This window comes from Pseudactinotalea terrae (genome assembly GCF_009733845.1).
GTDB classification, from domain to species: domain Bacteria; phylum Actinomycetota; class Actinomycetes; order Actinomycetales; family Beutenbergiaceae; genus Pseudactinotalea; species Pseudactinotalea terrae.
In genome coordinates this window covers 354,490-379,176 of record NZ_WNXZ01000001.1, presented here as the reverse complement: position 1 = coordinate 379,176, position 24,687 = coordinate 354,490, and the positions used below count along the sequence as shown (strand labels likewise).

Below are 24,687 nucleotides of genomic sequence, written 5' to 3'. Positions count from 1 at the left end.
TCGGAGCCGATGCCAGCAGAATGGGACGTATGAGGATGACGACCCGATGAGCACCACGACCGCCTCCACCACCGCCGAGGCGACGGCCCTGCGCAGGATCGCGGCGGTCGGGACCGCGATCTCCGCAGTGGTGCACGGCTACCTGTTTCTCGACGGCTGGTCGATCGTGCCGGTGGTGGGGCCGCTGTTCGCGGTCAACGCGGTGTCGGGCGCGGTCATCGCGGTGGCCCTGATCGCGAGCGCTCACTGGGCGTGGCGGTTCCTCGCCGTCGGGTTCAACGCGCTCTCGCTCGGCGCGCTGCTGATCTCGCACACGCCGACCGGCTTCTTCGGCCTGCGCGAGGGGTTCTGGGACAGCTGGCAGGTGATAGCACTGGTCAGTGAGTCCGTGGGACTGATCGCCGCCGGGTTGGCCCTGCTGGTGTGGTGGCGAGCGCGTCGATGACGACGGCGCGCCAGCTGCGCCAGACCGCGCTCTCGCTGCCGGAAGCCGAGGACGCCGGTCAGGCCGGGCGGACCAGCTATGCGGTGCGGGGCGCGAGCTTCGCGGCTCTCACCAACGACGGTGAGCACGTGCAGCTCTGGCTGAGCGGCGACGACGTCGACAGCGTGCTCGCGGAGCACCCCAGCGCCGAACGTCTGACACGTGGCACGCTCGTGATCGGTGCACGCCTTCGGCTCGCCGACATCAACGGGCAGCAGCTCAACCACTGGGTACGCCGAGCCTGGAAGCACCGGGCCCCGAAGCGGTTGGTCGCCTCCGCAGAAGCGGCTGCACGTGCGGAGCCCGGTGCCGGCGAGCTGCCGGCCTCGATCGGCCGGCCCGCCACGCGGGCGCTCGCGGAGGCGGGGATCACCACGCTCGACGGCGTGGCACGCCTCTCGGACGCCGAGCTCTCCTCGCTGCACGGCGTCGGCCCGAAGGCCGTGGCGATTCTCCGGCGGGCGATCGCCGAGCGTTCCTGAGGACTGCTCTGGCACAGTGGAGGCATGGACGACGCGTCCGAGCTGCCCTCGCCCGACCACACCGCGCCCGCTGGCGTGCCTGCCGAGGTGGTCGACGCCGTCGGGAAGATCACCGAGGCGCTGGAGACGTGCGAACGGGCACGGGGTCACCTCTACTCCTTCCACCAGCTGACCGGCAGCGCGGACATCCAGCTCGGCGAGGCGGTGCAGGCGTTGCGGGACGCCGGTCGGAGCGATGTCGTCGAGCGCATCGAGCGTGAGCTGCTCGGTCGCAACGTGATCGCCGGCCGATGGACCTTCCAGATCGTCGAGGACTACGACGACGGCTACTGGTCGCTGTTCCGCGAGCTCGAGCGCGAGGTGCGCGAGTCGCTCGTCGGCGGCCGCCGCCACATCTACGAGGCACGGATGAAGCAGCGCGAGCGCAGCGTGGGCGAGGCCGGGCACGAGGCGACACCCGCCGAGCTCCCAGCGGAAGGCTGACGCGTCAGGTCACTCTGCGAGGCGACGAACCAAGGGCAGCCGAGACCGGGTGAACAGGTACCCGGCACCGCCCGCCACCAGGGGGATCGCGACCACGAGCGCCGCCATCTGCCACGGCACCACGAACGGGAAGTCCGGCCAGGCGCCCTGCGCCCGTTCCCACAGCACGACGACGCCACCCAGGCAGAGCCCGGCAATCCCTCCGAGGAGACCGCCGGTCCCGGCGATCACCACGGCCTGGGCGGCGACGATGCGCCGCCGGGTGCGCGGTGCCGCTCCGATCGCCAGCAGGGTCGCCAGGTCAGGTGCGATGTGCGATCCCGCGAGCCCCGTGGCCAGACCGGTGGCGACCAGGGCCACCAGGCTCGCGATCGCCAGCGAGATCAGCATCGGGGCGCCGTTGGCAGGCGACGGTGGGTCGTCCCGGAGGACCTGCACGTTCTCATCGACGGCGGAGAAGGCGCCCTGGACCCGGTCGACGGCCGCGTCATCGAGCGGCTCGGCGCTCACGACGAGCGCACCTGCTGTCACCGACCCGAGCCCGATCGCGTCGGCGACCTCGGGCGAGACCATGAGCGATCCCAGCCGGTCGGCCCAGTCTTCGACGGACGCCTCGGCTGTCACGGTCCTGATCTCAGGCTCGGCCGACGACGTCGAGTCGTGGACATCGACGCGCAGATGCGCCTGCCCGTCGGACCAGACGAACATGTCGTCCGGGACGAGGACGCCCCCCGATGCGAGCCCTTGCGCTGCCCGGTCGTCCGCGATCCCGAGCTCCGTCATGAGCGTGCCGTCGTCGACGATGGTCCCGAACGGACCGCGGTGGAGGACGATGCTGCAGCTCGGGTCGGTGCGGCGCTCGGCGTCGGTGAGCTGGTCCCACGGGCAGGTCTTCTCGGGCGCGATCTCCATCTCGACATTCGTGAGATCAGCCGCGCTCGGGTCACCGGTCGCGACCGCGACGACCGGGTGGATCGCGTCGAAGGGGACGTCATCGCCCAGCTCGTCAGCGACGGAGGCCACCAGCGCTGCGCCCGCAGCGGGATCGAGACCCTCTGAGAGCTGGACGACGACGCTCGGCTGCGGCACCAGGGGCTGCCAGGCGTCCTGCTGAGCCCGCTCGGAGCCGGCGACGTACATCATCAGCGTGCTCGCCACCGCGACGGCGGCGATCACAGCCGCGACGGCCGGCCCCGTCCTCGTGCGATGGCGGGCAGCCTCACGAACCGCGAACCGACCGGCCACACCAAGCCGCGGCGCCAGCCCAGCCACGAGCGCGATCGCCCCACCCGCAGACAGGATGATGCCGACCTCCAGCAGCACGACCCCGCCGAGCAGCACCACCGGCCGGACGATCACTGCTCCGAGGACTGCCGTCAGCGCGCCGAGCACAGCCACGGCGACGCCGAGGCGCGGGACGCCCTTCCGCGGAGCCGCCTCGTGCCGCCGCCCACCCAAGGTCGCGACGACATCGGCGCGCGCCGCGGTCCGAGCCGGGATCCAGGCGGCGGCCAGACCGATCCCGAGGGCCAGCAGCAGCAGGGCAGCCAGCTCCCAGGTCGGCAGCACGAGGTTGGGCAGTGGCGTTCCTCGCCACGCGAGCACGCCGAAGATCGCCGCGCCCGCCGTCAGGCCGAGACCGAGGCCGATCACTCCCCCGGTGGTCGCCGTCACCAGACCGCTGCTCAGCACGATCCTGCGCAGGTCACGGGGGGCGCCGCCGTGTGCCGCGACCTGCGCGAGCTGACGCGCCTGGCGCCTCGCGCCGACGGCGAACGCCGGACCGATCAGCAGCACCACCTCGATCAGCAGCAGCGCCGCGATGCCGGCGATATACGCCGTCATGCGGAGGTCATCCTCGTTCACTGCGTCGAACGGGACCGCGCTCGAGGCGGGCGGGTCGAGGAGCACGGCACGGCTGGTGACCAGCAACCCGGCCTCGTTGAGCTCGAGCACGTCGTCCCAGGTCACCGCGTGGTCACCCGTGACGTACCAGAGCCTCGACGCGGTGCCGTTGCCCGGCAGCGTGCCGGGCGCGACGTAGAGGTACTGGGAATCGGGTTCCTGCACCGCCAACGAGAAGCCTTCGATATCCCCGGTGATCCCGACGATCTCCACCGATGTGGTCTGCTCACCGACCGTGATATCGATCGAGTCACCGATGCCGCCGAAGCCCTCCACCCAGAACTCACCGATGAGTCCCTCGCCCGGCGCCGACGGCAGCCGACCCTCGATCGGTGTGACGATGCCAGGCAGATCGGTCACGTCGAGCTCGCGTACGTCCCAGGGCCGCGCCGCGTCACCGTTGCTCACGGTGCCGACCAGCTCGCGTGCGACGACGAGGTCCGGCCCGAACGCCTCGTCCAGCACGGCCTGCGGGTCCGGCGGCTCTGCAGCTTCACCCAGGCAGCTCGACTGCTGGCCGTCGACGCTCTGCACCATGCCCGCGCCGCACCCGGTGGCCTGAACTCGTGCCTGGGCGGAGTCCCCGAGCTCGATCTGGGCCGTCGTCGCGAGCGTCGGGTAGGCGGACTGCAGCACCGTGATCAACGTCGTGCCCGCAAGCAGCGGCAGCGCCACCATCGCGACGACGAGCGCGGTCCGCCCCTTGTGCAGCGCGGCGTCTCGCCAGGCGATCCGGAGCGCCACCCGCCACCGCGCCGCCCAGATGCCCATGCTCATGCTTCCGCGGAAGCGTCGGCGAGCAGTGCCTCGGGCTCGTCGGTGCCCGTGGAGTCGACGACCTTGCCGTCGCGCAGGAACACCGTGCGGTCCGCCCAGGCCGCGAACCGCGGCTCGTGCGTGACGAGCAGACCCGCGGCGCCGGCGTCGACCCGGGCGCGCAGCACCCGCATCACGGCTTCCCCGGTCACCGAGTCCAGTGCCCCGGTCGGCTCGTCCGCCAGCACGAGGCGGCGCGGTCCCACGAGCGCCCGCGCGATCGCGACCCGCTGCTGCTGGCCGCCCGAGAGCTCGTCCGGGAACCGCCGCGCCTGCTTCTCCAGGCCGACCTCGGCGAGCGCCGCCCTCGCCTCGGTGCGAGCCCTGCGGGCCGGCACGCCGTCGAGCTCTCGCGGGAGCGAGACGTTCTCGGCGGCGGTGAGCGCAGGGATGAGGTTGAAGTCCTGGAACACGTACCCGATGCGCTTGCGGCGCAGCGCCGCACGGCCTCCTGCGTCCATCTCGGAGAGCACGTCGCCGGCGATCGTCACCGTTCCCGACGTCGGCGTGTCGAGCCCGCCCGCGAGGTTCAGCAGCGTCGACTTGCCCGAGCCCGAGGGCCCCATCACGGCGACGAGCTCGCCCAGGCGCACGGTGAGGTCGACGCCGTCGAGCGCGACGACCTCCCGTGCTCCTGAGCCGTGAACCCTGCGCACGCCCTCCAACGTGAGCAGGACCGGGTCGCTCACCGAGGCACCTCGGCCTCGTCGCGATCCGTGGTCGTGGTGCCCGCGCTCGACGGCGTGAGCACCGCCCGCGCGACGCTCGCCTCGATGTGGTCGAGCCACCGCACCTCGGCCTCGGCCGTGAAGGTGTGGTGGTCCAGCACGAGCGACCAGGCGAGCTCAGGGCTGGTGACCGGCTCGCCGGGCGCGGGCACCTGGCTCTTCAGCCGGGTGAAGTCGCGCATCGCGCGCATCGTCTCCGACCGCTGTGCCTGCACGATGTCGCGCACGTCGACACCCACCGCGCTGACGGCGAGCGCGAGCTTGATGACCAGCTCGTCACGCCCCACCTCGCCGCGTGCCACGGGCGTGCGCCACCACGCGTCTGCCTCGGCTCGCCCGGTCTCGGTCGGCTCGTAGAGATCGACGTCCTCGTGCGGCGCTGCCACCTTGGCGACGAGGCCGTCCCGCTCGAGGCGCTGCATCGTCGAGTAGACCTGACCGATGTTCACCGGCCACGACCCGCCCGTGCGTGCCTCGAACTCCTTGCGCAGGCGGTACACGCCCATCGGCTCCTCTGCCAGCAGCGCCAGCAGTCCGTGCTTGACCGACATCCCTGCCTCCCTCGGTTACCCGGTAACCATAGCGGTTACCGAGTAACCCTGCCACCACAGGGAGTCGTGACGAGCGGGTCGAGTCCGGTCGCTCGTCGTCGGGCACGCCGCGCTCGATCAGCGACGACTACGAGCGCTCGGGGAACTGCCCCTCGGCACGGATCCGGGAATTGAGCTCACGCAGGTAGCTCTCGTCCTCGCCGTCGACGGCGACCTCGCGGCCCAGCCACGCCGACAGGTGCGCCGCGTTGGCGAGCTTGACGCCGTTGATGCCGTCGGAACCGGGCGCGATCAGCGGCTCGCCGTGCCGGATGTTCGCCGCGAAGTTTCGCAGCACCTCCATGTGCTGCCCGCCCCACTGGGAGGCGAACTCGAGCGTCTCGCTCGTGCTCTCGTACAGCTGGCTGCCACCGGAGACCACCCTGAAGACATCCTCGAGCGGCACGGCCGCCGAGATCTCCTGCTCGTCCTTGTCGAGCCGGGTCACGGTCGCTCGCGCCGAGCCCTCGACCACGATCTTGCCGCGATCGCCGAGGATCTCGAAACGATCGGTGCCGATCAGGTCGTGGGTCGCGGTGATGAAGGTACCGGTCACGCCGTCGCCGTAGTCGGCCAGGATCGTGGCCTCGTCCTCGACTGCGATCTCACGCCGGAACCCGAAGCCCAGCTTGGCGGTAACCGTCTTGGGCATACCGCAGATCCACTGCCACAGGTCGAGCTGGTGCGGCGACTGGTTGACCAGCACGCCGCCGCCCTCGCCGCCCCAGGTGGCGCGCCAGGCGCTCTGCTCGTAGTAGACCTGCGGCCGGTACCAGGTGGTGATGATCCAGGAGGAACGGCGGATCGCACCGATCTCACCGCCGTCGACGATCTCCTTGATGCGCCGGTACAGCGGGTTGGTGCGCTGGTTGAACATGATCGCGTAGGTCAGGTCCGGGTGCGCCGCGGCGACGTCGTTCATCTGCCGCACCTGCGCGGCGTAGACACCCGCAGGCTTCTCGGCAAGCGCGTGCAGGCCGGCCTCCAGGGCGGCGATCACCACCTCCGGGTGCTGGAAGTGCGGCACCGTCGCGACCACGGCGTCCACGGCACCGCTGGCGATCATCGCCTCGTGGTCCGCGAAGTATGGGACCCCGTAACCGTGGGCCGCCTCCCGCTTGGACTCGTTCCGGTCGCAGACGGCGCCGAGCACCATCCCCTCGACCTCACCCGCATGGATCGCACGCGCGTAGCTGCCACCCTGCACACCGTGCCCGACGATCCCGAGCCTCACTGGTCCTTCAGTCATTGTGACCTCCTGCCGGTCAGGCTAGGGCTGAGCACCGGCTGCGCCGACCCCGTTGCCAGACCTTGCAGCAGCAGCCATCGTTAGTGCTCTCCTCGAGCGGCGCGTGGTGCAAGGATGTGCGCATGATCGTGGTGACCACCAACTCCGTCCCCGGGTATCGCATCGACGCCGTTCTCGGTGAAGTGATGGGTATGACCGTCCGCAGCGCCAACATCGGCCAGAACATCGTCGCGAGCTTCCGCGCGATCGGTGGCGGTGAGGTCAACGAGTACACCCGGCTCGTGTACGCCTCCCGCGAGGAGGTCATGGCCCGCATGGTGCAGCAGGCCGAGCAGCGGGGCGCCAACGCGGTGATCGCGATGCGATTCGACACCGGCGACATCGCCCAGGCCTTCACCGAGGTCTGTGCCTACGGTACCGCTGTCGTGGTGACCCCGATCGAGGAGGGCGAGGAGGGCGCCACCAAGCAGTCAGCCGAGCAGGCGAAGCACCCGCAGCCTGCGCCGCAGCCCACCCCCGCCCCGACCCAGGTTCCCGCGCAGCCGGGCTACGGCGGCCAGGCCTCGTTCCCGCAGCAGGGTCAGCCTGGTCAGCAGCCGCCGGCCGCCGGGTACGGGGCGCAGCCCTTCCCGCCCCAGGCGCAGCCGGGCTACGGCCAGCAGCCTCCGCAGCCCGGTTACGGGCAGCAGCCCCCGTACGGCCAGGGCTGAGCCAACCACGCCCCCGATCGGGTCGCGACAGCCTGTGTCGCGACCCGATCTTTCGTTGCGCTCGTGCCGGAAAGTGGCGACGTAGGTCACGGAAGAGCATCGATCGTGCGTCGAGTAGGTGACAAACCTTCCGCCCGTGTGAGCGCTGTCCCTACCTTTCCCGCATGGACAACGTGCGCAGGGACGAGCCCGCGAACCTCAGTCAGCGGCCATCCTCACCGCCGGTTGGTCACTCAGCGGCCACCCGCGCCGCTCGGTGGCCGCTGAGCAACCAGCGAAGCTCGCGAGTGGACGCGCAGGAACCAGCGCAGCGCGGGTCGCGACGCGCTCGTCTCGCCGTCGCCGCGATCACCTTGACCCTGCTCGCACTCGTGGGCTGCTCCAGCGGCGCCGGCGACTCGGCCGGGTCGGGTGGCGGAGGGGAGGATGCAGCGGGCGACTACGCCGACAGCGCGGGCTCGGACGACGGCGGGGCCGACACCGAGGTCCCGATGACCCCCACGGACGTGACCGTGCGACAGGTGATCGTCACCGCGAACGTCGCGGTGCTCACCGACGACCCACGGGCGGCGGCCGCCGAGGTCGCGGCGCTAGCGGCAGCCACCGGCGGTCACGTGGAGGCCCGCGAGGAGTACGCCGGTACCGGTGAGCACGATCCCGGCTGGGCCTCGCTCGTGCTGCGGATCCCGGCCGGTGACCTCACCCAGGTGATCGAGGACCTGGTCGACGTCGGCGAGGTCCAGTCGGTCTCGCAGTCGGAGGAGGACGTGACCAGCACCGTCGTGGACCTCGACGCCCGGATCAGCGCCCTCGAGACCTCGACCGAACGACTGCTCGAGATCATGGCGAGCGCCGATGACACCTCCGACCTGCTGGCGACGGAGAAGACGCTCAGCGAGCGGCAGGCCGATCTCGAGTCGCTGCAGTCGCAGCGCGACGCGCTGGCGAACCGCGTCGCGATGTCGACGCTCACGGTCTCGCTCGAGTCTGTGCCGGCCTCCCCCGCGGCGGCCCGAGGGGGGTTCGTCGGTGGCCTGGAGAGTGGCTGGAACGCTCTCGTCTCCTTCGTCGGTTCGGCGCTCGTGGTGATCGGAGCGCTCCTCCCGTGGATCGTGGCGCTCGGCGTGCCGGCGCTGATCGTGCTCGTGATCCTGCGGCGACGGCGGCCGGCGGCCCCGGGTCGGCAGGTGCCGCCCGAGGTCAGCGCGTGAGAAAGGCACCACCGTTGACGTGGATGGTCTGCCCGGTGATGTGGCGGGCGCCGGGCGAGCACAGGAAGAACGCCAGCTCGGCGATGTCGGCAGGACTGCCCGCCCGGCCCACGAGCGTGCGCTCCACCAACGAGGCGTGGCGCTCCTCGGCGACCGGGCCGCCCCACAGGTTGGTGCCCGCGACGTAGCCCGGCGCGATCGCGTTCGCCGTGATGCCGCGCGCCCCGAGCCGCTCGGCCGCACCGGCCGACCACGCCTGGACCGCCGCCTTGGCGACCGAGTACGGATTGCCCGCGTACTCGGCGCCGATCGATCCGATCGAGACCACCGCGCCGCCGTCGCGCAACCCGGGCTCGAGCATCGCGAGCACGAGCGCCGGCCCCACGAGGTTCACCCGGAGCGTGCGCTCCCAGTGATCGGCGATCGCCTCGACGTCCGGCGCACCGCTCGGCGGCCGGCCCACGAAGCCGCCTGCGTTGTTGACGAGGACGTCGAGCTCCCCCACCCGCTCGGCCAGGTGGGAGATCGTCGCCCGATCGGACAGATCGAGAGGCAGCGCGCGTGCGCCGATCTCCTGCGCGGTGCGCTCGGCCTCCTCGCCCCGCCCTGTCAGCACGACCTCACAGCCGTCGTCGACGAACCGAGATGCGATCGCACGGCCGATCCCCCGCGAACCTCCGGTGACGAGCACCCGTCGTGTCACTGTTCCCGCTCCTTCAACGTTTAGACCTAAACGTTAGGCTAGCACCATGGTCGAGCACGTAGCCAGAGAGCAGGCGGCTGCCCACGCGGTGGCGGCGGCGTGGCAGCGGGAGATGCCTGGCGCCGCGACCTCCTCGCTACCCGCGATCTGGTTGGCGAAGTCGGTCGCGAGCCGGCTGCGCCGCACGCGTGAGCGCACCCTTCGCGAGCTCGGGATCGACGGCGCCACGCTCGACCTGCTGAGCACCCTTCGACGCGCGGGCGATCCCTACGCGCTGACGACACGCGAACTGGCGATGCGCTGCCTGGTCACCGCGGGTGCCGTCTCGCAGCGCGTCGCCCGCGCCGAGCGTGAGGGGCTCGTGGAGCGGCGACCCGGTGCCGGTCGGAGCGTCGACGTGCTCCTCACCGCCGCCGGGCACGAGCTGGTCGAGCGCAGCGCGCTCCAGGTGCTCGAGGCGGACACGGCGACGACGGCCGGTCTCGACCCTTCCGAGCTGGCCGACCTCGAACGCTTGCTGGCACGGTGGCTGGACTCGATGCCCGAGGGCTAGCGGGACCGGCCGATCACCGTCGCGTTCGGCGGCGGCCGGCCGCTGCCCGCAGCACCAGACCGAGGCCGATGGTGAGAACGGCCAGGATCAGCGCCGCCCACGCCGGCGAGGCACCGGTGACAGGCAGCGGCTGGTCGTCGTCGACGGAGCCGGGGCCGTCCACCATGTCCGGGCCGCCGGGGCCGGGATCTGTGCCGGGCGCGGAGCCCCCGCCGTCGGTGCCGTCACCGTCACCGCCGGCGTCGACGACCAGCCGGTTGACGACCGAGTCGTCGACCGCGCCGTACGGGTCCGCGGTGCGCACGTACCAGCCGTACTCGCCCGGGTCGGTGAGGGTCCACGTCGCCGTCGCCACCGAACCCGAGATCAGCATCGGCAGGATTCGCGAGCCGGCCTGCACCCCGCCGCCTGACGCCTCTTCGACCTGTTCCACCGACGCGATCACGTTGTCGGTGAGCACCTCGACCTCGAAGCCTTCAGCTGCGAGGGTGCGGTCGCTGGGCTCGATCCCGAGGGCGGCGTAGCCGATCTCGAACTCCTGGAAGGCGTACGGGTCGCCCTCCGGTCCGAGCAGGGTGGGGTCGTCGGAGTTGTACCGCTCGAGCGACGGCGAGTAGGTCCGCACCATCATGCGTTCGCCCTCGTTGTCGAAGTGAAGGAGACGCAGATAGCCGAGTCCGCCTTCAGGCAGCCCCTGGTAGTCGAAGAGCATGGCGTGCACCGTGCGGTCGTCGACACCGTCGCCGTCGTCGTCGAAGGTGTCGATGCGCGTGAAGGCGTCGTGGTAGTGACCGGACAGCACCATCCGCACGTTGGGGTTGGGCGCCACCACCTCGTCGAGGATCCGCTGCGGGATCGGCCCGAGGCCGCCTGTGGTCAGCATGTACTCGTGCAGGTTCACCAGGGCGACCCGATCCGGGTACCGCGCGAGCACCTCGTTCATCCAGTCGATCGCCTCGTCGCCGGGGTCCCAGCCCATGTAGAGCATCAGGAAGTCGATGCCGCCCGCCGAGATCAGGTCGTAGTGACCGCGGTTGTCGGCGTAGCTGCCCCCGTACCACGGGTTGCCGGCGTAGCGGGCCTCCCCGAAGTGCTCGCTGAAGGCTGAGTAATCGGCGAGCTGGTGGCCGACGTCGTGGTTGCCTGCGAGCACGCCGTACGGGAGACCGACGTCGTCGAACCGCGCGTACTGCGGCGACGCGTTGGCCCACTGGTAGGGCTGGTCGTAGTCGTCGACGACGTCACCGGTGTGGATCACGTACCGCAGGTCCAGATCGGTGCGCCGCTCGAGCAGGTAGTCGTGGATCGCGACCTGGTGGTCGTAGAACTCCTCGTTGTAGTACTGCGTGTCCGACTCCCACGCGATCGTGAAGTCGTACTCCGAGCGCGGCACGTCGTCGGGATGGCCGCCGCTGACGACCGTGTCGCGATCCGACTGCGGCGCCGCCGCGAAGCCCTCCGAGTGCTGCACCAGCGCGGTGATGACGCCGTCGCGAGCGTGCGCCCCGACAGTCACCGTGCCGCTGAGCTCGATCGGGTCACCGGCGCTCGCCGCTCGGTCCACCTCGTCCCAGGAGCTGCCGTCGGCAGCCAGCGCGTACAGGATCACGTCGGCACCCACCTCCGCCGTGCCGTCCCAGGTCAGTCGCACCCGCGCCGAGTCCCCGGCGTCAGCAGGCACCTGGATCTCGAGCTGCTGGTAGGGGAAGCCGTCCCCGGAGCTGATGTCACCCAGCCCGGCCGTGCCGCCGCTGCGGTCCAGGTCGAGCGCATCGCTGACGGTGCCCGATGTCGCGGTGACCTCCGCGTCGTCGGCGTCGAACCGGTGGCCCTCGTAGAACGCGACGTCCAGGTCGTCAGCGGTCGGGTCCTCGACGCGCGCCTGCAACGCGATGTCGCCCGGCGCCACCACGGCGCCGTCCTCCGGATCGAACGAGAGCGTCTCGGGCATCTCCTCGGGCACGAGGAACGTGGTGGTGCTCGCGGTGGTGTTGCCCGCATCGTCGGCAGCGACGACCTCCAGCACGTGCTCGCCCGCCCCGAGAACGACCGAGGACGTGACGTGACCGAGCTCGATCGCCGCGCCGTCGAGCGTCGCGCTGACCGACGCGGTGCCGGAGGTCGCATCGCGTACCTCGGCGTCGAGCACGATCTGGCCCTGATAGGTGGCGCCCTCGGCGAGCGACGGCGTCACCACCGGCGGCGTGTTGTCGACCAGCACAGAGACGCTCACCTCGTGCTCGCCGTCGACGGCGGAGACCACGTGTGCGCCGTCGCTCACCAGGGTGGTGTCCCACGTGAAGGTGCGCCCCGTCCAGGCATCCTCGGGGATCGTGAAGGCCGAGTCGTAGACGTCGTTCTTTCCGGCGCTGTCGCCCATCTGGATGAGCTGCGCGGGATTCTCGTAGCCCGTTGGTGTCAGAGTGCGTCCGTCCGGCAGCACCAGTCGAATGGCCGAGATCACGAAGTCGTCGTTGTTCTCCGCCTCGTCGATCCACGGCCCCGCCTTGGTGCCGGCCCAGACCGAGACCACCAGCGGCTCTCCGGGCACCAGGTGCTCGAGCGGCACCGGAGTCGACCGGGTGACGGTGTCCGCGTAGCTGCCCTCGTCGAAGATCAGCAGCACGTCCTCGCCGACCCGCACCCCGTTGCGGAAGTAGAAGTCGGTCTGCGACTCAGCGAACACGAACACCGGTGGCTGCTCGAGCGAGGCGTCGCTCGGCACCGCGGTCCCGTCGACCGCCAGCTCCAGCGTCGAGGGGTAGGTGTCGGCGCCGGCGGTGACCGGGACGCTCCCGGCGAGCACCGCGCCCTCGGCGAGACCGAGCCGGAGCGGATCACTCGAGGTGCCGGTGACCGCGACCTGGACGTCATCTGTCGAGATCGTGCGGGCGCCGTCGGACACGTGGAACCGGTAGGAATACCAGTGCTTCCCGATCAGGTCGGCGGCCACCACGGTGTGCCGGTAGCTGTCGGGTGCACCCGGGTCGTGCGTGAGGTTGACGGTGAGCGAGTCGGCGTCGACGTCGTTGCGCAGCTCGAGCGTGACCCTGCGGACCTGGATGTCATCGGTGATCTGCGCCTCGATCACGAAGTCGGCGGCCGGGTCGATCTCCTCGGGGGTGAGGTCGGTCAGGGTGGGGGCTGCGCCGTCGACCTCCGGGATCATCAGGCCGGTCGGCACCTGATCGGCCTGCACACGCCCCGGGCTCGGGACCGCACCCGCCTCGACGATCTCCTGCAGGCGGAGGTCGGTGGTCACCTGGTACCGGATGCTGCGGTCGGCCGAGACGTCGTCTGCGCCGCCCATGTTGTAGTAGGCGCGATTGATGTCGAAGCCGGTTCTGGTGCGGATCGCGATGCCGCGCGGGCTCCCGTTGGCCATGCCGCCCACGAAGGTCTCCACCAGGTCGGCGCCCAGGACCAGGTCGCTGCCGAAGTACGAGTTGAAGGCTGCGCCGTCGAGGTCGTCGTTCTGGCCGTTCTTGATCCAGATGACGAGGGTATCCCCCGCCGCGATCACGACGTCGTCGGGCACCAGTGGCCAGTGCGCCTCGTTCGTGTTGACCGCGGTGTCCTGCGGGTAGAGGTAGACCAGCGCGTAGTCGGCGAGGTCGATGGGCTCGCTGGTGGCGTTGAAGAGCTCGATGAACTCGTAGCCGTCGGCAGAACCCACGTTGCCGCTGTCCGGCAGCACCTCGGTGACCTGAAGGGCCGCGGTGACCACATCGGGGTCGGGTACGAGCTGCGGCTCGGGCTCCGGGTCGGGGTCGGGATCCGGCTCGGTCACTCCGGGCATCAGCTGCTCCGGCGTCACGGTGCCGGGCGACGGCGCCGCCGGGCCGGCGTGCAGGATCGCGGCACCCGGTGCGGCCGGGACCTGGAAATGAGCGGCCTGGTCCGCGCCGACGGACCCGGCCGGGTAGAAGGACCAGCCGACGATGTCGGTGCCATCGAGCACCCGGACCCCGCGGCCACCGCCGTTGGACATGCCTGCCTGGCCGGTGATGCGCACGACCTGAGTGCCGGCCGCGATGCCGTGGTGGGCCCGGAAGTCCTCCTCGGTGTACGCGAAGGAGTCGACCGCACCGGTGCCCGAGGTGTAGCTCAGCCACAGCACCGCAGTCGCACCGGCGGCCAGTGGCACAGGTGTCTCGGGGACGAGAGGGACATCCCGAGCCGTGTCGGTGTCGTCGGCATAGATGTAGGCGAGGGAGAACCCCTCGGGTCCGATCGTGACCTGCGCAGCGGTCGCGTTGTGGACCTCGAGGTACTCGAAGTTGTCGTCGCCCACGTTGTCGACCACGACCTCTGAGACGAGCACGCTCTCCCCGGGTGCAGCCTGCGCGGGCACCGAGGGGACCACCAGCGCACCTCCCAACGAGGCCGCGGCAGTCAGTGCGAGCAGGGGTGCGAAGCGACGATGCGTGGACACAGGTGAACCTTCAGGTCGGCGACGAACCCCCTCACGCTAGGGAGCGCAGACGAACGAGACGTGACGCATCGGTGACCGTTGGAACAATGCGCGCGATCGCCGCGAGCCACCGACGTCGGTCTCACGCCCGGTTCTCAGGCCGCGTCTGCCTCGGCCGGCAGGAGCGTGCGCATCAGCACCTCGGGAACCCGTCGATGACCGAGGCGGTGTCGGAGGCCTTGACGAAACCGGCGCGCTCGAACTGTGCGCGGGTACCCACAGACGCCATCGTCAGATCGACGCGCTCGCCGCGCACGAGCCGATTCAGGCGCTGACAGCCACCACCCGTTCCTCGCTCGCGGATCCGAGCCAGCGGGCGACCGCCGTGACGGCGGCGCGCCCTGCCCGGTTGGCACCGACGGTCGACTGCGACGGGCCGAAGCCGATGAGGTGCACGCGCGGATCCTGCGCTACCTGGGTGCCGCGCAGCGCGATGCCCCCACGCTCGTTGCGGAGGTGGAGACCGTCGAGGTGTGTGAGGGCGGGCTTGAAGCCGGTCGCCCAGAGGATCGCGTCGAGGGAGGTGAGGCTGCCGTCCGGCTCGCGGACGCCGTCGGGCTCGATCGCGGTGAACATCGTACGGCGCACGAGCGCACCTCGATCGCGCGCCGCGACGGCGTACGGCGACCAGGCGAGCTGGGTGTACGAGACCACGCTCCCGGTGGGGTTGCCCGCCTCGACGTCGGCGACCACCCGGCGGATGGTCTCGCGACCCTCGACCTCGGACCGGAAGCCGTCCTCGCGGAAGATCGGCTCACGGCGGGTGTACCACAAGGTGGTGGCGACGCGCGAGATCTCCTCGAGCTGCTGGATCGCCGAGATCCCGCCACCCACGATCGCCACCCGCTGCCCGGCGAGCTCGTTCGCACTCAGGTAGTCGCGCGTGTGCAGCTGACGGCCCCGAAAGGTCTCGTGGCCCGGAAAGCGCGGCAGCACGGGGTTGTCCCACGTGCCGGTGGCGTTGATGATCGCGCGCGTGCGCCAGGTACCGGCGGTGGACGTCACGACCAGGGCGCTCTGCGGCCGCTCGTCGACAGGCATCACCGAGGTGACGGCGACGGGGCGCCGGATCGGCAGACCGGTGTGCTCCTCGAATGCAGCGAAGTAGCGCGGGACGGCGATCCGGCTCGGCTCCCGCGCGTCGATCGGTGGCTTCGGGAAGCCCGGGAGGTCGAAGATCCCGTTGACGGTGCCCATGCGCAAGGACTCCCACCGATGCTGCCACGCGCCCCCGGGAGCCGCCTCGGCGTCAAGGATCACGAACGTCCGCCCGGCCCCCGCGCCCTCCCCCGCCGCCGCCTCGAACCCGAGCCGTCGCAGGTGGTAACCGGCCGAGAGGCCGGCCTGTCCCGCTCCGATCACCACCACGGAGGCGGCCCGATCACGCTCGTGGTCGGTGCTCATCGATCTCCGTCGTCGTTCTCGGCAACATGGCTACCCAGCACAACGTCCACCGTGACGCGACATTCCCGGACCCAGGGCCTGCGGCGTGCGAGTCGACCTCAGTCGTCGGTACGGAACCCCGCCGCCTTGTGCGTGCCGTCGCAGAACGGCTTGATCGTGGAGAGCCCGCAGCGGCACAGCGCGACCGTGCGTCGCCTGCGCTCGATCGGCTCGCCGTCGGCGGTCCGCAGATCGATGTCGCCGCGTACCAGGAGCGGGCCGTCGGGGTACGGCGTGATCGTGGGACGTTGCTCGCTCATACCGGCACCCGCAGCGACGTGCCGCCGTCATGCCAGGCATCGAGCATCTGCTGCGCCACCCATCCGTCGATCGTGACGCATGCCGCGGCGCCGAACATGATGTCGGGCAGCAGGTCTGGCCGATCCTCTGCGAGAGCGCCGGCGAGGTCGTGGGCCGCGATCTGCTCGTGAACGGCGTCGGCCTCGACATGCTCGTCGAAGTAGTCGGTGACGTCCTCGCCGAACCCGAGACGGCGAAACCCGTCCCCGTAGAGGCGGTTCGGGATGGAGGAGGTCATCTCGAACGCGGCGAGATGGCCCACGATCGCTCCGATCAGCCTCCGGTTCAGACCGAACATCGACATCATGTTGTGGGAGGCCAAGGTCAGCGCCGGGACGACGTCGACGTAGGAGCCGTAGCTGTCGTCGAGCCCAGCGCCCCGCATCGAGGCAGCGAAGATCGCCGCGTGCACGCGATCGGGCCGGCCGCCGCCGTACTCGTCCGCCTGGATCTCGACCAGCGCCGCCTTGGCCCGCCCGTGCAGCCGCGGGATCGCCCAGGAGTGCGGGTCGGCCTCGCGCAACGTGTAGACCGAACGCTGCACGAGGAGCTCGAGCACCTGCTCACGTGTCGCTCGCTTCGCCAGGTACCGCGACAGGCTCGGCCCACCCTCCTGCGCCGTGAGCGCGAACAAGGCCCGCGCGACGGCGTCGGTCGTCGACGTCGGCAACGCGGGCACCTGGACGGCGGCCCGGAGTGCTTGCTCGAAATCGGCCTCCAGCTGACGCCGGGCACCGATCAGCTCGCCATCCCACTCGAGATCCGCCTCGAACTGGTCGAACGAGCCGTACGACGATGCGAACAGCGCGAACAGCGCGAGCTGGACGTCGTCATCCCTCACGACGTCGACGGTCTCGGTCAGGGCGCGGTCGGCCAGGGCGGCGAGACCGGCGTCGCCCGGCTGACCGGGCTGACCTGTCAGCCTCGCGAGGACGGCCTCGCTCAGGGGTCCCCGTGGACGAAAGGGGGCGGCCAGCGCTGCGGGGCGGACATCCAGGGACAAGCACGTCTCCGATCACGAAGGAAAGCACCGGAGCCGGCAACCCGGCAGGTGCGCCGATGCCCTTCAGTACCCGGGCAGCCACCTGCTCAAACAGCTCGGCTGAAACTGGTGGGTGCGTCAGTGATGAGCGTGTTGGGATCCCGCTTGCGCTATCGCCAAGCGTTCGGGAATACTTTGCCTTGTGGCTAACTATTCGGCGGACCTCGACGGCGTGCTCGTCGCGCTTGCCGATCCCACCCGCCGGCACGTGGTCCAGGCCCTGGGGCGGGGTCCGAAGCGCATCGGCGAGCTCGCGCGCCCGTTCCCGATGACGCTGCCGTCCTTCATGAAGCACGTCCGGGTGCTCGAGTCCAGCGGACTGATCCGCACGCAGAAGTCCGGACGGGTGCGCACCTGCACCCTCAACCGAGACCGACTGGCGCTGCTCGACGACTGGCTCGCCGAGCAGCGCAGCGTCTGGGAGGCCCGTACCGATCGTCTCGAGAACGTCGTCACCAAGGAGGAGAACCCATGACCCGACCGAGCTACGACCCTGCGCTCGACCTCACGGTCGAGCGCGTCATCCGCGCACCGCGCCACAGCATCTGGCGCGCCTGGACCGACCCGGCACTCCTGCAGCGGTGGTGGGTCCCCGCTCCGACGACCGCGCGGATCGAGGAGCTCGATGTGCGACCTGGAGGAGGCTTCGTCACGTTCATGAGCGAGAACGGGCGGGACTTCGTCCCGCACACCGATGGCATCTTCCTCGTCGTCGAGGAGGAGCGCCGGATCGTGTTCACCAATGCGATCTCGAGCGGCTGGCGACCCGCGACGCCCGCTCCAGTCGCGATGACGGCCGAGGTCGTGCTCGGGGAACACCCGGACGGCACCGACTACCGAGTGGTGGTGCGTCATGGCGATCCGTCGGCACGCGAGCACCACGAGACCCTCGGCTTCTTCGACGGCTGGGGCTCGGTGACCCGGGCGCTGGCCACGCTCGTCGAGAACGGGGCTGCAGCATGAAGCTCGCCGTCACCCAGTTCATCACGCTCGACGGCGTCAGCCAGGGACCGGGCTCGGCGGACGAGGACACCAGCGACGGCTTCGATCGCGGCGGTTGGCTGGTGCCCTACATCGACGACACCTTCATCGCACAGGCCTCGGCCTGGCTGGATCTGGCCGACGGGCTGCTGCTCGGGCGTCGCACCTATGAGGCGTTCGGCCGGGACTGGCCCCAGATCTCCGAGCCCGACCCGTTCACGGCCCGGATGAACGGCCTGCCCAAGTACGTCGTGAGCAGCACGCTCACCACCGGCCTGTGGAGCCCGACGACGCTGCTGGGCGGCGAGGCCGTGACGGCGGTCGAGCAGCTCAAGCGCCGACCCGGCCGCGAGCTCCAGGTGCACGGGAGCGCTCGGCTGGCCTCGACCCTGCTGGCCGCAGCCTTGGTCGACACCCTCCGGCTCGTCGTCGCACCCTGCGTCATCGGGCGGGGTCGGCGGCTCCTCTCCGAGCCGGACGACGTCGGCCTGCGCCTCGTGTCCCACCGCGCCACCGGCACCGGGCTGCTGCTCCTCGACTACGAGACCACCGGGCCGGCACCACGAGGCGACTACGCCGGAGTCGCCGACCTCGCCTGATTCACGCCGGTGTGCTCGCTTGTCCCCACCACGGCTGCATGCTCACGCCAGGGATCGGGTACCGGTAGACGCCGGAGCACCGCGACGCTCAGGCGCGCACACAGCACGCACGGAACGAAGGAGTGACGATGAGTCAAGTTCAGAAGTCCATCGACGTCGATGTCCCTGTGTCCACCGCGTACAACCAGTGGACACAGTTCGAGACCTTCCCGCAGTTCATGGGCGGTGTCGAGTCGATCACCCAGGTCGATGACACCCACCTGCACTGGGTCACGGACATCGCCGGCGTGGAGCGCGAGTTCGATGCCGAGATCACCGAGCAGCACCCGGATGAGCGCGTCGCATGGCGCAGCATCGGCGGCGACACCCAGCACGCCGGTGTGGTCACGTTCCACCGGCTGGCCGAGAGCAGCACCCGTGTGATGGTCCAGATCGACTGGCAGCCGTCCGGCATCGTGGAGAAGGTCGGCTCAGCGGTCAACGTCGACGACCGTCAGGTGGAGCGCGACCTCGAACGCTTCAAGGAGCTCATCGAGGAGCGTGGTCACGAGTCCGGCGCGTGGCGCGGAGACGTCCAGACACCCTGATCCCGTACCCGGCCCGGTCAGACCTCGTCGCGCCAGCTGTGCTGGGGGTCGAAACCGAGCATCCGCCGGGCCTTGTCGATCGAGAGCAGCGTCTCGTGCTCACCGAGCTCGCCGCGCACCTCGACGTCGGGAAACACCTCGGCGAGCAGGGATGCGCTGGAGCGCCTCATCACCGTGTCCGCGTTGGCCACGATGAACACCTCGGTACCGGTCAGGTCCGAGGCGAGGGCGAGCCGGACCGCCTGCGCGCCGTCACGAGCGTCGATGTAGCCCCACAGGTTCCACTTGCGTAGCCGTGGGTCGTCGTCGAAGGCGGGGAACCGCTGGTAGTCCGCCGGCTCCATGACGTTGGAGAAGCGGAGCCCGATCATCTTCAGCTCGGGATCCCACCGGCAGAGCTCCACCGCCATCCGCTCCTCCAGCGTCTTGACGAGCGAGTAGGTCGAGTTGGGTCGCGGCGGATACTCCTCGTCGACCGGTGCGTAGGGCGGCGGCACGTCGAAAGGCAGCCCGAGCACGGTCTCGCTCGACGCCCAGACGATGTTGAGCACGCCCGCCCGGCGCGCCGCGCTGATCACGTTCCAGCTGCTGAGCATGTTGTTGGAGAAGGTGTGGTGATCCGGCACCAGCCCGGGGGCTGGCACGGCGGCGAGGTGCACCAGCGCGTCGACCTGGTGGTACCGCTCCTCCACGCCGAGCATCGCGTCGATCACCTGGCCGTAGTCGGTGAGATCGACCGGAAGGTAGGTCACCCCGGCTGTCGGTGACTCCGGCCGGGCGCGGTCGAACACGACGACGTCCCAGCCGTGATCGACCAGGTCTCGGACGCACGCACGTCCTAGCTTCCCGGCTCCGCCTGTGACCACTACCCGCGCCATGACAACCCCGTCCACCGTCGGACCGCCCGGATGACGGGCCATCGCACGAATCTAGTCCACGTCCTCGACCTGTCTCAGAGTTGTCTCGCCGGTCAGGGGAGCCGGACGTCCTTGAGCTGTCGGCGGGAGGTGATCCCGAGCTTGCGGAAGATGTTCCGGAGGTGAGCTTCGATCGTGCGGTGGCTGAGGAACAGCTGCGCACCGACTTCCCGGGAGGTTGCACCGGTCGCCACGAGTCGCGCGATGTGGAGCTCTTGCGCGGTGAGGGCGTCAGTGGGCCGGGCGCTGCGGCTGTGTGGGTGCTCGCCAGTGGCGCGCAGCTCGCGGGCACCGCGCTCGGCGAAGGCCCGCACGCCCATGTCCGAGAGCATCCGATGGGCGGTGCGGAGCTGTTCGCGGGCGTCCTGGCGACGTCCGTCCCGGCGTAGCCACTCGCCGTACACGAGGTGGGTGCGGGCGAGGTAGACGGCCATCCGGGAGCCCTGGAGGTGCTCGATCGCCTCGCGGTAGCTGTCCTCGGCGGCGGGACCAGGGCTGGTCAGGGCTCGCGAGCAGGCCGCCAGCCCGAGCGCCCATGGGGTACCGCTGGCGTCTGCTCGCGAGCTCAGCTGTTCCAACGCCGCGTGTGCACGCTCCGGTTCACCGGCACGCCACGCCGCTTCGACGAGCTCAGGCAGCGCCAGGTTGCTGTGATTCAGCTCGTCGGACTCGCATGCCCGCGCGGCGGCCTCCTGCGCGGCGTCGTATCTGCCCATGCCGTTGTGCAGAACCGCCAGCGCGTACTGCGCGAGAGAGATCTCGGTGCCATGCCCCCGCGCAGCAGCCTCTCGGACGATGGCCGCATGGATCCTGGTGACCTCGTCCGGACTGCCACGCCAAGCAGCCAGGATGAGCTGGGAGTGGAGCAACGGGACGGCCCGGGTCGCACCTTCGATCCCGGCCTGCTCGGCGGCTAGCTCAGCCGCACTGTCGAGCTCACCGCTGAGCGTCAGCGCAACGGATTGGAACAGGAGCGCGGCGGGCAGCGTGACCAGCGCGCCTGCTGCACGGGCGAGCCGCACATGAAGGGCGGCCAGCGTGTGGACGGCCTCGTCGTCGAAGAGCGCCGTCGCGGTCCGGCTGGCATGCCACAGCCAGCGGCGATCTTCGCCGTCGTTCGCAGTCCCGGCGCGTAGCCCGCGATCGCGGAACGCCGCCAGCGCGCGACGCAGCCCGGGAACGCCCACCTCGTATCCCTCGGTGAACGTCGTCACGAGGCCGTCGAGCAAGAGGTCCCACGGCGCCGGCGTCCCGGGCGGGGGCGGTGCGGCCCGGGCCGCCTCGGCTACCTCGTGCACGCCAAGGCGGGAGTCCCGACGGCCGGTGATGATGGCGGCGTCGAGGGCGTGCAGGTAGGTCTCGCGGGCCAGCGCGGCGTCCAGCGGGGCGAGCTTTCTCGCCGCATCGAGGAGCATCTCCGCCACGTCGTTGCCGCGGGTGAGGTGGAAGGCGATCTGGGCGCGAAGCAGTTCGACGCGGGCATCGTGCAGGGGGTCCGGAGGTCCGGCCGTGGCGACCGTCAACAGCTCCAAGGCGGCCTCGGACGCACCTGCCGCGTACTTGGCTTGCGCGGCGTTCAACGCCCGGCGTGCGCGCAGGGCCGGATCCGGAGTCAGCTCGGCTGCGCGCTGCAGGAACGCCGCTCCTGCGGCCGCCCCGCCGCGGGCCTGCGCTCGGCCGGCCGAGCGCTCGAGCTCGGCGGCTGCCTCCTCATCGACCCCGAGCACCGCTTGCGCGCTGTGCCACGCACACCGATCAGGGTCGCGTCGCGGGTCGGTTGCCTCGGCAAGAGCGCGGTGTGCCCGGCGACGGTCCGGTGATGTGGCGGCTCGATAGACCGCCGAGCGCACCAACGGATGAGAGAACCGCACCTGATGGTCGATCTCCAGAAGTCCAGCCGCTTCGGCAGCCGCCGCAGCGTCGGCGGCGATGCCCAGCTGCTCGCCTGCCCGCCACAACAGCTCTACATCCCCGGTCGGCTCGGCCGCGGCCAGCACCAACAGCAGCTGCGTCTCTGGCGGCAGACCGCCTGAGCGGCGCTGAAAGCTCGTCTCGATGCGACGCGGCAAGGTGACAGCGTCGGGCAGCTCGAACCCACCGGCCAGCTGCGCGCTTCGTGGCAGCTCCAGCAGCGCCAACGGGTTGCCCCGTGCCTCGGCGACGATCCGGTCGCGCACTCCGTCATCGAGCGGAGTGCGGACCGCTGCCGCCAGCAGGTCGTGCGCGTCCGCGTCGCCGAGCCGATCCAGGCGAATCTCCGGCAACCCCGCGAGCGCGTCCGACTCGCTCTCGGCGTCGTCGCGCACCGAGAACACCAGCGCGACTCGTTCGGCTGCCAACCGCCGCGCCACGAACGCCAGGATCTGCGCGGACGCCGGGTCCAGCCACTGAGCATCGTCGACGAGACACACCAGCGGCCCGGCCTCGGCGGTCTCGGCCAGCAGGTTGAGGGTCGCCAGTCCGACCAAGAACCTGTCCGGCGTCGCACCGCCGTGCAACCCGAACGCCACGCCCAGAGCTGCCTGCTGCGGTTCGGGCAAGGACTCAGCACCAGCGAGCAGGGGTGCGCAGAGCTGGTGCAGGCCAGCGAAAGCGAGGTGCGTCTCGGACTCCACCCCGGCCACGAGCACGACCCGGTGCCCCGCCGAAGTTGCGGTTCGCTGGGCATGCTCCAGCACCGCGGTCTTCCCGATGCCCGCTTCCCCGCGCACCACGAGCACCCCGCTGCGTCCGGTTCGCGCCCCGGCGAGCAGGTGCTCGACCATCTCGCGCTCGGTGCGTCGGCCCAAGAGGTTCACTGGCTGGCTTCCTCCCCCGGGTCGGTACCGGCGAACGGGCCGATTCTCTCCGATGCGCGCCTCACGCGCCAGACCCAGCTCCCCCGCATCCAAGGGCACGAGCAGCGAGAACACCGGCCCTTCCACCTCGACCGATCCGTTGCTGGTCACGGCCCGCGAGTGGAGGAGGGTCGCGACGACACCGGGGCCTCCGGAGCAGGCACCGGCGTTCGCTCGGCATCGAAGACCGACATGATGACCGTCGCTGTGCTGGTGAAGCCGATGGCGAGGGCAAGAAGGAGAGACGGGAGGTAGTCGCTCGCCGACGGGGTCGAGCCGCCCAGCGTCCACGGCAGCACGACCAGGGCCACCACCGCGAACGAGGTGAAGGCCTCGTTCGCGGCCAGCGCGGGCGACCTTCTGGTCGCACCCTTCTTCAGGACACGACGGGTGGTGTCGACGGTGGCGACCACGAGTGCCGCTGCGAATGTCACGAACGCGACGCGCGCCCACACGGGCTCCGCACCCACCAGCGCGAGAGGGACGACAAGGGGCAGGCTGTAGGCGATGAGTACCCACCGGGCACCGGCCCGCATGTACTGGTCCGGCGCGCTGCGCGCGGCGCCGCGCGATCGATGCAGCACGGAATCGAGATAGAAGAACACGGCAACGATGAACGTGCCGACGAGGGTCGCCGCGATGCCTGCGAGGCCGAGCAGAACTTCGTCTGTCACCTCACGCATGATCGTCACCTTCTTCTCGAGCGCGTCCGCGATGACGCGCGCTTCATCGGTCGGGGGTCAACGCCCGCGCGCTTCGCTGATGGAGTTCGCTCCGTCGACGGTGATGAGCTGACCGGTGATGTAGGACGCGCCCTCACCAGCGAGGAACCCGATCGCATGCGCCACCTCGTCGGCAGTGCCGGACCGGCCCACGGGTGTGGCCGCGCCCAAGACCCGCTCGTAGTCGGAGGCGGACGCGGTGTCGATCCACCCCGGTGCGACGGCGTTCACCGTGATGCCCGCCGCAGCCATGTCGATCGCCGTGGCCCGGGTCAGTCCGACGACGCCGGCCTTCGCCGCGTGATAGCCGACGTCACCCGCATAAGCGGCGACCGGTCCCGACACCGATGAGACGTTGACGATGCGGCCGTACCCGGCCACCTGCATGAGGTCCGCCACCGCGCGGATCATCAAGAACGACGTGGTCAGGTTTCGATCGAGCGAGGCATTCCAGGCGTCCAGGGACAGCGTGTCGACCGCACCCGACGCGTACGAGCCGGACACGGAGGTCATCCCGGCGTTGTTGACGAGGATGTCCACGCCGCCGAACGAGTCCGACGCGCACCCCACGACGGTGGCCGCATCGGCAGGATGAGTGAGGTCGGCGACCACCCCCTCGGCTCGAACACCCGCGGCGCGTAGCTCTGCGACCCGCTCGAAGATGCGATCCGTCGTCGACGTGATCACCACAGGACTTCCGCCGGCGCCGAGAAGTCGGGCTGCCGCGAAGCCGATTCCCGCTGCGCTTCCCGCGCCGGTGATGATGGCGACTCGCTGTCTCGGCGTCGTCATGGTTGAGCCTTCCGTCTAGCTGCGTGAGAGCGCTCGAGAAAGGCGACATACCGCCGAAACCTTGGCTCGGAAGCGCTGG

Annotated in this window: 23 protein-coding genes and 1 pseudogene; 10 read left to right on the top strand and 14 right to left on the bottom strand. The window is 70.5% G+C overall.

All coding sequences use genetic code 11. From position 1 onward, the window contains the following. Positions 1-46: 46 nt before the first annotated feature. The 3 genes from GPA03_RS01735 to GPA03_RS01725 are packed head-to-tail and all read left to right on the top strand — an operon-like array spanning position 47 to position 1,449. A complete protein-coding gene (locus GPA03_RS01735) occupies positions 47-445 on the top strand; it encodes a hypothetical protein (protein ID WP_156250276.1) in 399 nt (132 codons plus the stop codon). Continuing rightward, entirely contained in the window at positions 442-966 is a 525-nt protein-coding gene (locus GPA03_RS22760) for a helix-hairpin-helix domain-containing protein (protein WP_156250275.1), read from the top strand. The genes GPA03_RS01735 and GPA03_RS22760 overlap by 4 nt, the downstream gene beginning before the upstream one ends. Positions 967-990: 24 nt before the next feature. After that, positions 991-1,449 (top strand): hypothetical protein, encoded by a 459-nt coding sequence (locus GPA03_RS01725; protein WP_194239487.1) that lies wholly within the window; start codon positions 991-993, stop codon positions 1,447-1,449. 9 nt (positions 1,450-1,458) lie between these two features. Here the strand turns inward: GPA03_RS01725 and GPA03_RS01720 are convergent, their stop codons facing one another. The 4 genes from GPA03_RS01720 to GPA03_RS01705 form a co-directional block, all read right to left on the bottom strand. After that, positions 1,459-4,125, bottom strand: a complete 2,667-nt coding sequence (locus GPA03_RS01720; RefSeq protein ID WP_162458225.1) for an FtsX-like permease family protein — start codon at positions 4,123-4,125, stop codon at positions 1,459-1,461. A 2-nt stretch (positions 4,126-4,127) separates the two neighbouring features. Continuing rightward, positions 4,128-4,859, bottom strand: a complete 732-nt coding sequence (locus GPA03_RS01715) for an ABC transporter ATP-binding protein (RefSeq protein WP_156250273.1) — start codon at positions 4,857-4,859, stop codon at positions 4,128-4,130. Further along, positions 4,856-5,449, bottom strand: coding sequence for a PadR family transcriptional regulator (locus tag GPA03_RS01710; protein WP_156250272.1), 594 nt, complete (start codon positions 5,447-5,449; stop codon positions 4,856-4,858). The genes GPA03_RS01715 and GPA03_RS01710 overlap by 4 nt, the downstream gene beginning before the upstream one ends. Before the next feature lie 127 nt (positions 5,450-5,576). Continuing rightward, complete coding sequence (locus GPA03_RS01705) at positions 5,577-6,737, bottom strand: Gfo/Idh/MocA family protein (protein ID WP_156250271.1); 1,161 nt, start codon at positions 6,735-6,737, stop codon at positions 5,577-5,579. A 122-nt stretch (positions 6,738-6,859) separates the two neighbouring features. Here GPA03_RS01705 and GPA03_RS22755 point away from each other — a divergent pair, with 122 nt between their 5' ends. Both GPA03_RS22755 and GPA03_RS01695 read left to right on the top strand, forming a co-directional pair. After that, positions 6,860-7,447 (top strand): YbjQ family protein, encoded by a 588-nt coding sequence (locus tag GPA03_RS22755; RefSeq protein WP_156250270.1) that lies wholly within the window; start codon positions 6,860-6,862, stop codon positions 7,445-7,447. 287 nt (positions 7,448-7,734) lie between these two features. Continuing rightward, a complete protein-coding gene (locus GPA03_RS01695; protein ID WP_162458224.1) occupies positions 7,735-8,658 on the top strand; it encodes a DUF4349 domain-containing protein in 924 nt (307 codons plus the stop codon). Here the strand turns inward: GPA03_RS01695 and GPA03_RS01690 are convergent. Continuing rightward, a complete protein-coding gene (locus GPA03_RS01690; RefSeq protein ID WP_156250268.1) occupies positions 8,648-9,361 on the bottom strand; it encodes an SDR family NAD(P)-dependent oxidoreductase in 714 nt (237 codons plus the stop codon). The two genes, GPA03_RS01695 and GPA03_RS01690, sit on opposite strands and share 11 nt — an antisense overlap. 46 nt (positions 9,362-9,407) lie before the next feature. Between GPA03_RS01690 and GPA03_RS01685 the strand changes: the two genes are divergently transcribed. Continuing rightward, complete coding sequence (locus tag GPA03_RS01685; RefSeq protein WP_156250267.1) at positions 9,408-9,914, top strand: MarR family winged helix-turn-helix transcriptional regulator; 507 nt, start codon at positions 9,408-9,410, stop codon at positions 9,912-9,914. 13 nt (positions 9,915-9,927) lie between these two features. Here GPA03_RS01685 and GPA03_RS01680 read toward each other — a convergent pair whose 3' ends face one another. The 5 genes and pseudogenes from GPA03_RS01680 to GPA03_RS01665 all read right to left on the bottom strand — a co-directional run bounded on the left by GPA03_RS01680 (position 9,928) and on the right by GPA03_RS01665 (position 17,134). After that, positions 9,928-14,349 carry a lamin tail domain-containing protein gene (locus tag GPA03_RS01680; protein ID WP_156250266.1) on the bottom strand — a complete coding sequence of 1,474 codons (4,422 nt, stop codon included), beginning with the start codon at positions 14,347-14,349 and terminating at the stop codon, positions 9,928-9,930. Between the two features lie 172 nt (positions 14,350-14,521). Then, positions 14,522-14,638 (bottom strand): annotated as a pseudogene (locus GPA03_RS22750) (GNAT family N-acetyltransferase); the annotation flags it as partial. Between the two features lie 14 nt (positions 14,639-14,652). After that, positions 14,653-15,792: an NAD(P)-binding domain-containing protein gene (locus tag GPA03_RS01675; protein WP_156250265.1), complete on the bottom strand. Its 1,140-nt coding sequence runs from the start codon at positions 15,790-15,792 to the stop codon at positions 14,653-14,655. A 98-nt stretch (positions 15,793-15,890) separates the two neighbouring features. Continuing rightward, complete coding sequence (locus GPA03_RS01670; protein WP_156250264.1) at positions 15,891-16,091, bottom strand: CDGSH iron-sulfur domain-containing protein; 201 nt, start codon at positions 16,089-16,091, stop codon at positions 15,891-15,893. Beyond that, positions 16,088-17,134 carry an iron-containing redox enzyme family protein gene (locus GPA03_RS01665; protein WP_241681033.1) on the bottom strand — a complete coding sequence of 349 codons (1,047 nt, stop codon included), beginning with the start codon at positions 17,132-17,134 and terminating at the stop codon, positions 16,088-16,090. Before GPA03_RS01665 ends, GPA03_RS01670 begins: the two co-directional genes overlap by 4 nt. A 181-nt stretch (positions 17,135-17,315) precedes the next feature. Here GPA03_RS01665 and GPA03_RS01660 point away from each other — a divergent pair, with 181 nt between their 5' ends. The 4 genes from GPA03_RS01660 to GPA03_RS01645 all read left to right on the top strand — a co-directional run bounded on the left by GPA03_RS01660 (position 17,316) and on the right by GPA03_RS01645 (position 19,340). After that, positions 17,316-17,648 carry an ArsR/SmtB family transcription factor gene (locus GPA03_RS01660; RefSeq protein WP_156250263.1) on the top strand — a complete coding sequence of 111 codons (333 nt, stop codon included), beginning with the start codon at positions 17,316-17,318 and terminating at the stop codon, positions 17,646-17,648. Next, positions 17,645-18,136, top strand: a complete 492-nt coding sequence (locus GPA03_RS01655) for an SRPBCC domain-containing protein (protein ID WP_156250262.1) — start codon at positions 17,645-17,647, stop codon at positions 18,134-18,136. Before GPA03_RS01660 ends, GPA03_RS01655 begins: the two co-directional genes overlap by 4 nt. Next, a complete protein-coding gene (locus GPA03_RS01650; RefSeq protein ID WP_156250261.1) occupies positions 18,133-18,753 on the top strand; it encodes a dihydrofolate reductase family protein in 621 nt (206 codons plus the stop codon). Before GPA03_RS01655 ends, GPA03_RS01650 begins: the two co-directional genes overlap by 4 nt. Positions 18,754-18,881: 128 nt before the next feature. Beyond that, positions 18,882-19,340, top strand: a complete 459-nt coding sequence (locus GPA03_RS01645; RefSeq protein WP_156250260.1) for an SRPBCC family protein — start codon at positions 18,882-18,884, stop codon at positions 19,338-19,340. Between the two features lie 17 nt (positions 19,341-19,357). Here GPA03_RS01645 and GPA03_RS01640 read toward each other — a convergent pair whose 3' ends face one another. From GPA03_RS01640 to GPA03_RS01625, 4 genes are all read right to left on the bottom strand, one after another. After that, positions 19,358-20,260 carry an NAD-dependent epimerase/dehydratase family protein gene (locus GPA03_RS01640; RefSeq protein WP_241681032.1) on the bottom strand — a complete coding sequence of 301 codons (903 nt, stop codon included), beginning with the start codon at positions 20,258-20,260 and terminating at the stop codon, positions 19,358-19,360. A 50-nt stretch (positions 20,261-20,310) separates the two neighbouring features. After that, entirely contained in the window at positions 20,311-23,055 is a 2,745-nt protein-coding gene (locus tag GPA03_RS01635; protein WP_241681031.1) for an ATP-binding protein, read from the bottom strand. Between the two features lie 146 nt (positions 23,056-23,201). After that, on the bottom strand, positions 23,202-23,777 hold the full coding sequence (locus GPA03_RS01630; protein ID WP_156250259.1) for a hypothetical protein: 576 nt from the start codon (positions 23,775-23,777) through the stop codon (positions 23,202-23,204). 57 nt (positions 23,778-23,834) lie between these two features. Further along, the gene (locus GPA03_RS01625) at positions 23,835-24,608 is read right to left on the bottom strand and encodes an SDR family NAD(P)-dependent oxidoreductase (RefSeq protein ID WP_156250258.1); all 774 of its coding nucleotides are present in this window, start codon (positions 24,606-24,608) and stop codon (positions 23,835-23,837) included. Positions 24,609-24,687 lie beyond the last annotated feature (79 nt).

Excerpts from the sequence above, each read along its gene's own strand:
- GPA03_RS01725 (WP_194239487.1), top strand. The coding sequence starts at position 991 with ATGGACGACGCGTCCGAGCTGCCCTCGCCCGACCACACCGCGCCCGCT.
- GPA03_RS01705 (WP_156250271.1), bottom strand. The coding sequence starts at position 6,737 with ATGACTGAAGGACCAGTGAGGCTCGGGATCGTCGGGCACGGTGTGCAG.
- GPA03_RS22755 (WP_156250270.1), top strand. The coding sequence starts at position 6,860 with ATGATCGTGGTGACCACCAACTCCGTCCCCGGGTATCGCATCGACGCC.
- GPA03_RS01655 (WP_156250262.1), top strand. The coding sequence starts at position 17,645 with ATGACCCGACCGAGCTACGACCCTGCGCTCGACCTCACGGTCGAGCGC.
- GPA03_RS01645 (WP_156250260.1), top strand. The coding sequence starts at position 18,882 with ATGAGTCAAGTTCAGAAGTCCATCGACGTCGATGTCCCTGTGTCCACC.
- GPA03_RS01650 (WP_156250261.1), top strand. The coding sequence starts at position 18,133 with ATGAAGCTCGCCGTCACCCAGTTCATCACGCTCGACGGCGTCAGCCAG.
- GPA03_RS01710 (WP_156250272.1), bottom strand. The coding sequence starts at position 5,449 with ATGTCGGTCAAGCACGGACTGCTGGCGCTGCTGGCAGAGGAGCCGATG.
- GPA03_RS01720 (WP_162458225.1), bottom strand. The coding sequence starts at position 4,125 with ATGGGCATCTGGGCGGCGCGGTGGCGGGTGGCGCTCCGGATCGCCTGG.
- GPA03_RS01735 (WP_156250276.1), top strand. The coding sequence starts at position 47 with ATGAGCACCACGACCGCCTCCACCACCGCCGAGGCGACGGCCCTGCGC.
- GPA03_RS01640 (WP_241681032.1), bottom strand. The coding sequence starts at position 20,260 with ATGGCCCGTCATCCGGGCGGTCCGACGGTGGACGGGGTTGTCATGGCG.
- GPA03_RS01685 (WP_156250267.1), top strand. The coding sequence starts at position 9,408 with ATGGTCGAGCACGTAGCCAGAGAGCAGGCGGCTGCCCACGCGGTGGCG.
- GPA03_RS01630 (WP_156250259.1), bottom strand. The coding sequence starts at position 23,777 with ATGCGTGAGGTGACAGACGAAGTTCTGCTCGGCCTCGCAGGCATCGCG.
- GPA03_RS01675 (WP_156250265.1), bottom strand. The coding sequence starts at position 15,792 with ATGAGCACCGACCACGAGCGTGATCGGGCCGCCTCCGTGGTGGTGATC.
- GPA03_RS22760 (WP_156250275.1), top strand. The coding sequence starts at position 442 with ATGACGACGGCGCGCCAGCTGCGCCAGACCGCGCTCTCGCTGCCGGAA.
- GPA03_RS01670 (WP_156250264.1), bottom strand. The coding sequence starts at position 16,091 with ATGAGCGAGCAACGTCCCACGATCACGCCGTACCCCGACGGCCCGCTC.
- GPA03_RS01625 (WP_156250258.1), bottom strand. The coding sequence starts at position 24,608 with ATGACGACGCCGAGACAGCGAGTCGCCATCATCACCGGCGCGGGAAGC.